Origin of the sequence: Rubneribacter badeniensis (genome assembly GCF_002899695.1) — a bacterium.
Classification (GTDB): domain Bacteria; phylum Actinomycetota; class Coriobacteriia; order Coriobacteriales; family Eggerthellaceae; genus Rubneribacter; species Rubneribacter badeniensis.
The window spans coordinates 45,665-54,089 of sequence record NZ_PPEL01000010.1; the positions used below are offsets into that span (position 1 = coordinate 45,665).

Annotated in this window: 5 protein-coding genes; 4 read left to right on the plus strand and 1 reads right to left on the minus strand. The window is 65.7% G+C overall.

Features of this window, described 5'->3' with window-relative positions:
• From C2L80_RS03575 to coaE, 4 genes are all read left to right on the plus strand, one after another.
• The gene (locus C2L80_RS03575) at positions 1-3,093 is read left to right on the plus strand and encodes a mechanosensitive ion channel domain-containing protein (protein ID WP_103262660.1); all 3,093 of its coding nucleotides are present in this window, start codon (positions 1-3) and stop codon (positions 3,091-3,093) included.
• Between the two features lie 501 nt (positions 3,094-3,594).
• Positions 3,595-4,788, plus strand: coding sequence for a 30S ribosomal protein S1 (gene rpsA / locus C2L80_RS03580; RefSeq protein WP_103262661.1), 1,194 nt, complete (start codon positions 3,595-3,597; stop codon positions 4,786-4,788).
• 84 nt (positions 4,789-4,872) lie between these two features.
• Positions 4,873-5,931, plus strand: coding sequence for a tRNA 2-thiouridine(34) synthase MnmA (mnmA, locus tag C2L80_RS03585; RefSeq protein WP_103262662.1), 1,059 nt, complete (start codon positions 4,873-4,875; stop codon positions 5,929-5,931).
• Entirely contained in the window at positions 5,928-6,527 is a 600-nt protein-coding gene (coaE, locus tag C2L80_RS03590; RefSeq protein ID WP_103262663.1) for a dephospho-CoA kinase, read from the plus strand. The genes mnmA and coaE overlap by 4 nt, the downstream gene beginning before the upstream one ends.
• A 181-nt stretch (positions 6,528-6,708) precedes the next feature.
• Here the strand turns inward: coaE and C2L80_RS03595 are convergent, their stop codons facing one another.
• A complete protein-coding gene (locus tag C2L80_RS03595) occupies positions 6,709-7,782 on the minus strand; it encodes a YeiH family protein (RefSeq protein WP_103262664.1) in 1,074 nt (357 codons plus the stop codon).
• Between the last annotated feature and the right edge of the window lie 643 nt (positions 7,783-8,425).

Sequence of the window (8,425 nt, forward strand, 5' to 3'; positions counted from 1 at the left end):
ATGTCCCGTGCATTCAAGATCAAGGCGGTCGTCCTCGCCGCGTTCGCCGTGGCGAGCGTCGTCTTGATGGGCGTCATCCTCTCGTCGATGCAGGACAAGCTGTCCGTCGACGACTGCACCTCCGACATCCGCTACGAGATGGAGAGCCTCCCCGGCCTGCTTGCGGCGGCTGACGAGGAGACGGCGCAGAACACCGAGACGTTCGATGCGGTGTATCAGTCCAAGGCCGAAAGCGTGGCCTTCATGGCGAACAACAACGTGGGTTTCGCGGCCACCGACGCCAAGATGGCCGAGTACCGGGATCTGCTCGGCGTGGGCAACGTGATGGTGGTCGATCGCGGCGGCGCCGTGGTGGCCCGCGCCCAGGACACGCGCGCCGATTTCTCTTACGAGCGCTACAACCAGCTGCGCACCGTGTTCGACACGGGCGAGCCTTCCGAGGCGGTGGAGGTGGAGTTCGACGACGGCGCGACCCGTCTGCGCTACTACGCCGCCCGCATCGATGATAGCCTCATGGTGGTGATCGAGCAGGATCCCGCCGAGCTGTACCAGCTCGTGGAGGAGACGGGCTCGCTCGACAGCGTGCTCGGCAACGTGAGCGTGGGCCAGGGCGGCTACGTGTTCGCCGTGTCCTCGCGCGACTACCTCGTGGCCTATCATCCCGACGAGGCCCTCGTGGGCGCCGACGCGCTCGATCTGGGCATCGACGTGGCCGACCTCGAGGACGGCGCCTTCTCGTGGATGACGGTGAACGGCGAGAGCCTGTACTGCGGCGTGTCGAAGATCGACGACACGTATTATCTGAGCGTCGTTCCCGAAAGCGAGCTGGCCTCCTCGCGCAACCTCACCGTGGGCGTGATCCTGTTCGTGTTCTTCTCGGTGCTGGCCGTGGTCATCCTCTACGGCCTGTTCGTCATGCGCGAGGACGAGAAACGCGGCCACAATCCCGAGGACTACGCGAACCTCGGCCCGGTGCGCTTCAACAAGCCGGTGGGCCGAAAGGCCATCGTGCTGTCGTTCGTGGGCTTTCTGGCCGTGCTCGTGGCCACGTTCTACATGCAGACGCTGTTCTCGCTATCCACCGTGTCCATGAACGCGCAGGAGCGGGCGGCGACCATCGAGGAGGGCATGGCGCGCACCAACGAGCAGGCGGCCGCGCTGACGGAGCAGTACAACGAGCGCTACCTGAGCAAGGCCGAGGTGGCCTCCTATGTGCTTGACCGCAACGCCGAGCTCAAGGACAAGGACAAGCTCCAAGAGTTGGCCGACGTGCTGCAGGTGCAGTACCTCTACGTGTTCGACGGCGAGGGCGTGCTGGAGTCCACGAACTCCTCCTACACGAACTTCGTGCTGAGCGAGGATCCGGCCGAGCAGAGCTACGAGTTCCGCAAGCTGCTGCAGGGCGTGGACTTTGTGATCCAGGAGCCGCAGCCCGACGAGGTGTCGGGCGATCTGCGCCAGTACATCGGCGTGACGCTGCATGACGCGCAGGGCAACGCCGACGGCTTCGTGCAGCTGGGCATCCGCCCGCAGCGCCTTGCCACGCTGCTTGAGAGCGTGCAGATCGACAGCATCCTCGACGGCGTGAAGATCGGCGCGGAGGGCTTCGCCTTCGCAGTGGACAAGACGGCCGGCACGTTCGCCTACCATCCGAACGCCGAGCTGGTGGGCCGTGCGGCCACGAGCTACGGCATGACCGACGCGCAGCTGAAGAACGGCTACAGCGATTATCTGACCGTGGACGGCAAGACCTACTACGCCTCGTCGTTCGAGACGGACGACTACTACGTTTACGTGGCGCAGCCCGAGGGCGAGCTTATGACCGAGCGCGTTCCCCTCACGGTGGCCACCGGCGTGAGCGGGCTTGTGTGCCAGATCATCGTGTTTCTGCTCGTGGCGTTCGAAGTGCGCCCGCGCGGCAGGGCCGTGGCAGACGCTGCCGCGGTCGGGGGCGCGTCCGGCGACGGCGAGGGCAAGCGCGTCGTGGACGTGACCATGCCCGACGGGCGCACCGCCAAGACCGAGTCGGCGGCGAGCCGCTGGATCTACCGGTCGCTCGGATGGGGCGACAAGACCGCCGAGCAGCGCGTGCTCACCGTGATCAAGGTGCTCGTGTCCATCTTCGCGCTGGCCGTGTGCGTCGCGGTGCTGTTCAAGGACGCGGTGTTCCCGCCCGATTCGGTGTTCGCCCACATCCTGGGCGGCAACTGGGAGCGCGGTCTGAACGTGTTCGCCATCACGGCGTGCCTCATGATCGCGTGCGTGGTCATGGTGATCACCATGCTCGTCCAGCAGCTGCTGCGCTTGCTGGCAAGCGTGTTCGGCGCGCGCGGCGAGACGATGTGCCGTTTGTTCAGCAGCTTCATCAAGTACGTGTCCATCATCGGCATGGTGTACTACTGCCTGATGGTGATCGGCATCGACACGACGACGCTTCTGGCGTCCGCGGGCATCCTGTCCATCGCCATCAGCTTCGGCGCGAAGGACCTCGTGGGCGACCTTATCAGCGGTCTGTTCATCATCTTCGAGGGTGACTTCCGCGTGGGCGACATCATCCAGGTGGGCGGCCGCACGGGCACGGTGGTGGAGATCGGCGTGCGCACCACGAAGATCAACGACGGCTCGGGCAACATCATCATCCTGCGCAACAGCGAGGTGAGCGATGTGGTGAACATGACCAAGGAGCTGTCGTACGCCACCTGCGAGGTGGGCATCGAGTACGGTGAATCGCTCGAGCGCGTGGAGAACATCCTGGAGAAGGAGTTCCCCAACATTCGCCGTCGCCTGCCCGCCATCGAGGACGGCCCGTTCTACAAGGGCATCGTGGCGCTGGCCGACAACAGCGTGAACATCCGCATCGTCGCGCAGTGCCTGGAGAAGAACCGCGGGCAGCTTGAGCGCGACCTGCGCCGCGAGATGAAGCTCATCTTCGACGAGTACGACATCTCCATTCCGTTCCCGCAGGTGGTGGTGAACCAGCCGAAGGAGTTCTTGGAGGCGACGCTCGCCGAGCAGATGCGGGCCGACCGCTTCAACGCGCAGCAGAAGGAAGCCTCGCGCGACATCGGAAACGAGGAGGAGGACGAGCGCTAAGGTCGCTCAGGTCGCAAGCGCGATTCGTGTTTGACGAGCGCCCGCCGCCTTCTTAGAGGGCGGCGGGCGCTCTGCTTTGCAGGGAGGGAGGGCGACGGCTTCCACCGTCCCCCTGCCACGCCCCTGCCGCACTTACGCTCTCGTCGCGCGCACTGTCGCCCCGAAGGCACGGTTTTCATCCGCAAACCGTGCCTTCGGGGCGACAGTGCCGTCCGCAAGACGGCGCGACGGCAGTGGCGATTCGCAGGCGCGTTCGCGGCCCTTCTGCTTTCGTTGAGAGAAAATCTCGCGTGCGGGGCGAAAAGGGTCATGCGCTTCGCGGCGGCTGTGCTATACTAATACGGCTTGTAGGGCGAGCCCTGCAAGTGAACGGTATTGTAGGCCCCCGAGACATGTTTGTTGCACTGCTGGACGGCAAGTTTCTTGCACGAAGCGAACATGGTACGAGCAATCAATCATGACGAAGGGTCCCCGACGAGAAGGAACTGAAAGGGGTCCGTTTTGACCGAGATCAAGAACACGTCTGTCATCGACTTCGAGGACATCTCCGATGCTGACATGAACGCGATGATCGACGGCACGCTGACCGAGTTCGACGAGGGCGACCTGGTCGACGGCACGGTCGTCAAGATCGAGCACGACGAGGTGCTCGTGGACATCGGGTTCAAGAGCGAGGGCGTCATCCCCTCCCGCGAGCTGTCCATCCGCAAGGACGCCGACCCGTCCGACATCGTGGAGCTGGGCGAGAAGATCGAAGCTCTCGTGCTCCAGAAGGAAGACAAGGACGGTCGTCTGATCCTGTCCAAGAAGCGCGCCGAGTACGAGCGTGCATGGATTCGCGTCGAAGAGAAGTTCAAGGCCGGCGAAGTGGTCACCGGCGAGGTCATCGAGGTGGTCAAGGGCGGCCTCATCCTCGACATCGGTCTGCGCGGCTTCCTGCCGGCGTCGTTGGTGGACCTTCGTCGCGTCAAGGATCTCGACATGTACCTCAACACCGAGATCGAGGCCCGCGTCATCGAGATGGATCGCAACCGCAACAACGTCGTGCTGTCCCGCCGCGTGCTGCTCGAGGAGGGCCGCAAGAACGAGCGCGCCGAGATCCTCGCGAAGCTGTCGAAGGGCATGCGCCTCAAGGGCACCGTCTCCTCGATCGTCGACTTCGGCGCGTTCGTCGACCTCGGCGGTATCGACGGCCTGGTGCATATCTCCGAGCTGTCGTGGAACCACGTCAACCATCCCTCCGAGGTCGTCAAGGTGGGCGACGAGGTGGAGGTCGAGGTGCTCGACGTCGACCTGCAGCGCGAGCGCATCTCGCTCGGCCTCAAGCAGACGACGGAGGATCCGTGGATCAAGCTCGTCGAGAGCTATCCGGTGGGCTCCATCGTGGACGGCAAGGTGACCAAGATCGTGCCGTTCGGCGCGTTCATCGAGCTGGGCCAGTCCATCGAGGGTCTTGTGCACATCTCCGAGATGGCCATGCGCCACATCGACACCCCGGCTCAGGTCGTGAAGGCCGGCCAGGAGGTCAAGGTGAAGGTCATGGAGATCAACCCCGATCGTCGCCGCATCTCGCTGTCCATGAAGGCCGCTGCGGCCGAGCTGGGCTTCGAGATCGAGGTGGACGAGTCCATCCAGGCCGAGGAGAAGCCGGCCAAGAAGAAGGACGCTCCTGCCGAGGAGCAGGCTGCGGAGTAACCTCTCGCGCAGGGTGAGCGAAGCGGGGCCGACCTCTGTCGGCCCCGCTTTTTCGTTCGGGAGCCAATTGAAAGGAGGGCGGCCATGGCGCGCGAAGGCCGCATCGCGCTCGGGATGAGCGGTGGCGTGGACAGCGCGGTGTCGGCGGCGCTGCTCATGCGCGCCGGATACGAGGTGGTGGGGGTGACCTGCCGCTTCCATGACGACGAGGCATCTGCCGCTGCCGCTTCCGACGCCGCCGCCGTATGCGGGCGGCTCGGCATCGCGCATGTGGAGCGCGACTGCACGGGAGCGTTCGAGCGCCAGGTGGTCGCGCCGTTCGTCGACGCGTACGGGCGCGGCCTCACGCCGAGCCCCTGCGTCGGGTGCAACGCCGCCTGCAAGCTGCCGGCGCTCGTGGCGGTTGCGGACGATCTGGGCTGTGCGCGCGTGGCCACCGGTCATTACGCGCGCATCGCGCAGCTTCGGGAGACCGGGCGCTTCGTGGTGAAGACCGCTCTCGATGCGCGCAAGGATCAAAGCTACATGCTCGCGCTGCTCTCGCAAGAGCAGCTTGCGCGCCTGACGCTCCCGCTCGGTGCCATGACGAAGCCTGAGGTGCGCGTCTTGGCTGCCGACCTGGGCCTCTCTGTGGCCGAGAAGCCCGAGAGCCAGGACGTCTGCTTCATCGAGGGCGACTACCGCGATTTTTTGCGGGCACGGGGTGCGGCGGGCGAACCGGGCGACATCGTGGATCGCTCGGGAAGGGTGCTCGGGCGGCATGCGGGGCTGCCCGGCTACACGGTGGGGCAGCGCAAGGGCATCGGCATCGCCGCCGCCGCGCCGTACTACGTGGTGGAGAAGCGCGCGGACTCCAACGAGCTGGTGGTGGGGTTCGCCGAGGAGGCGCTTGCGAAAGCGGTGCGCACGGGGCGCATGAACTGGCAGGCGTTCGCCACGCTGGACGGTCCGCGCGCCGCGATGGCGAAACTGCGCTACCGAAGCCGCGCGACACCGTGTATCATAGAACCGCAAAACGGACAAGGCGTGCGTATCGCGATGCGAACGCCGCAGCCGACGACGGCACCGGGCCAGTATGCCGTTCTGTACGAGGGCGACACCGTGCTCGGGGGCGGCATGATCGAGGAGGTAGAGCAAGCATGAAGAAGCTGTTCATCATCGGCGGCATGGGCGCCGGCAAGTCGACCGCGCGCAAGGCGCTCGTCGACCAGGGCCTTCCCCATATCGATCTTGACCAGGTGGGGCACGACGTGCTTTTGTGGGACACGGTGAAAGGGGAGCTGGTCGAGACGTTCGGCGCGGACATCCTGGGTCCCGACGGCGAGATCGTCCGCAGCGCGCTTGCGGCCAAGGCGTTCGTGAACCCGGCTGAGACCCGCAAGCTCAACCGCATCACGCTTCCGCGCATCGAGGAGGCGTTCACCGATCGCGTGGCCGAGCTTGAGAGCGAGGGGCATGTGGCCGTGGTGGTGGAGCATTCCGTGTTCAAGAACCGGCAGACGTCGCTTGCCTACGACGCGGACGTGGTCATGGCGGTGCTCGCGCCGCTCGACATGCGCATCGAGCGCGCGGTGAAGGCGGGCTGGGAGGAGGCCGACGTGCGCCGCCGTATCGCGCAGCAGATCACCGACGCGGACCGCATCGAGGCGGCCGACGTGGTGTTCAACAACGACGGCACTCCCGACGAGCTGCGCAACCAGGTGCTGGCCTGGTGGGCCGAGTACTCGAAAGGGCTGTGAGGAAGCGAAGGCCCCGGCAGTGCCGGGGCCTTCTTCTATGCGGCGACAATGTGACAACGGGGCGGAGATAATGTCACATCCCCTACGACCTCATCATGTGACAACGGTGTGACAATGGGACGGGGATGTTGTCACATCTCCTGTGACAACGGGGCGGGATGCCGCCACATCTCCTGCGACCTCACCACAGTCCGAGCGCGTGCTGCATTCCCAAGCTGACGGCGGTGATGGCAACCCAGCAGGCGAACCCCATGAGGATGGGCTTGCCGCCCGACTTCACGAGGTGCACGACGTCGGTGTTCAGGCCGATGGCTGCCATGGCCATGACGATGAAGAACTTCGACAGCGTCTTGAGCGGCTCGAACAGCGCCGGATCGGCTCCGGCTGACGCGGCGGCGGTGGTGATGACAGAGGCCGCCAAAAACAGCACGATGAACAGGGGAAGCGCGCGCCGCAAACTGAAGTTGCCCAGCTTGCCCGCAGGTTTGGCCGCGCTGTTCTCGCGAGCTTCCGACGCGAGGGGATCGCGGCTCTCCTGCCGTGCCATCCAGATGCCCAGCACGAGCGTGATGGGGATGATGGCGAGCGTGCGCGTGAGCTTCACGATGGTGGCGTAGTCGAGCGCGTTCGACCCCGGGTGCATACCGTCCCAGGCCGCCGCGGCGGCCGTCACCGACGAGGTGTCGTTCACCGCGGTGCCGGCGAACAGGCCGAAGCCGTCGTTGGACATGCCGAGCGCCCCGCCGAGCGAGGGGAAGACGAGCGCGGCCAGCACGTTGAACAGGAAGATGACCGAAATGGCCTGGGCCACGTCCTCGTCCTTGGCCTTGATGACCTGCGCGGTGGCCGCGATGGCCGAGCCGCCGCAGATGGACGAGCCCACGCCCACGAGCGTCGATATGCCCGTGGGCATGCGCAGCAGCTTGTGCAGCACGTAGGCCGTGACGAGGGCCGTGGCGATGGTGGAGCAGATGATGGGCAGCGACGTCAAGCCCACCTGGGCGATCTGCGCGAGGTTCAATCCGAAGCCCAGCAGCACGACAGCTGCCTGGAGCACTTTCTTGCCGGTGAACGCGATGCCGGGTTGCGTGCGGCGGCGCGTGGGCTGCTTCCATACCGCGGCGATGGCCATGCCCGCCAAAATGGCGAACACCGGCCCTCCGACAAGGGGAAACAGCTGTCCGACGATCCAACACGGCACGGCGATGGCAAGGCAGACGGCCAAGCCGGGGAGGTTCTTCGCCAAGGTGGTCACATTCGTCCCTTCCGACGAGCTGCGCTCGGGCAAGGCGGGCGTCGCCGCCTCCCGATGCAGCGTTTCACAACGAGGTCAGAGTATACCACGCTGCCGACGCGGTCTGCCCGCGCAGATGGCGACGCGGCACGGCGGGGCGCGGTGCCGCGGATGTAGCCGCTGTCGCTCCTTGTGGCACGGCGGGACGAGGTGCCGCAGATCTTGTCGCCGGGTCTTTGCGGCACGGCGGGGTGCGGTGCGCCGCCGTCGAAGGCGCCGTCCCTCCTCGCGTTGCGAGGCTCGCCTTCGCTTTGCGGAAGCGAAGATGTGGTTTGTGCGGAGGTTTCAAAGCTGGGACTGGGGCGAATGCGCGGTTTCCGGGTGTTTATCGGGGCGGGGAAGGAGCTGTTTGAGCGTTCGCCTTCGGGCGGTCGGGGCCTCGAATCCGGAGATTTCGCCCGCATGGGCGTGCGGCCTCCTCGGCGTGATCGGCGAAACCCCTGATCGAAGAATGCGAGCCGTGCTTTTTCCGAGTTCCGGGGGTGCGGACGTTTTTCCGGACGGCCTAGGCGGCCAGCCCCAGCCGCCTCCTGCGGCCGGCTATCGTATCGTACACCTTGCGCCCTCCCTCGTCGAACGCCTTCAGCCTCCCCTCCCGGTACCA

Coding starts and splice junctions, on each gene's coding strand:
- coaE (WP_103262663.1), top strand. CDS start 5,928: ATGAAGAAGCTGTTCATCATCGGCGGCATGGGCGCCGGCAAGTCGACC.
- mnmA (WP_103262662.1), top strand. CDS start 4,873: ATGGCGCGCGAAGGCCGCATCGCGCTCGGGATGAGCGGTGGCGTGGAC.
- C2L80_RS03575 (WP_103262660.1), top strand. CDS start 1: ATGTCCCGTGCATTCAAGATCAAGGCGGTCGTCCTCGCCGCGTTCGCC.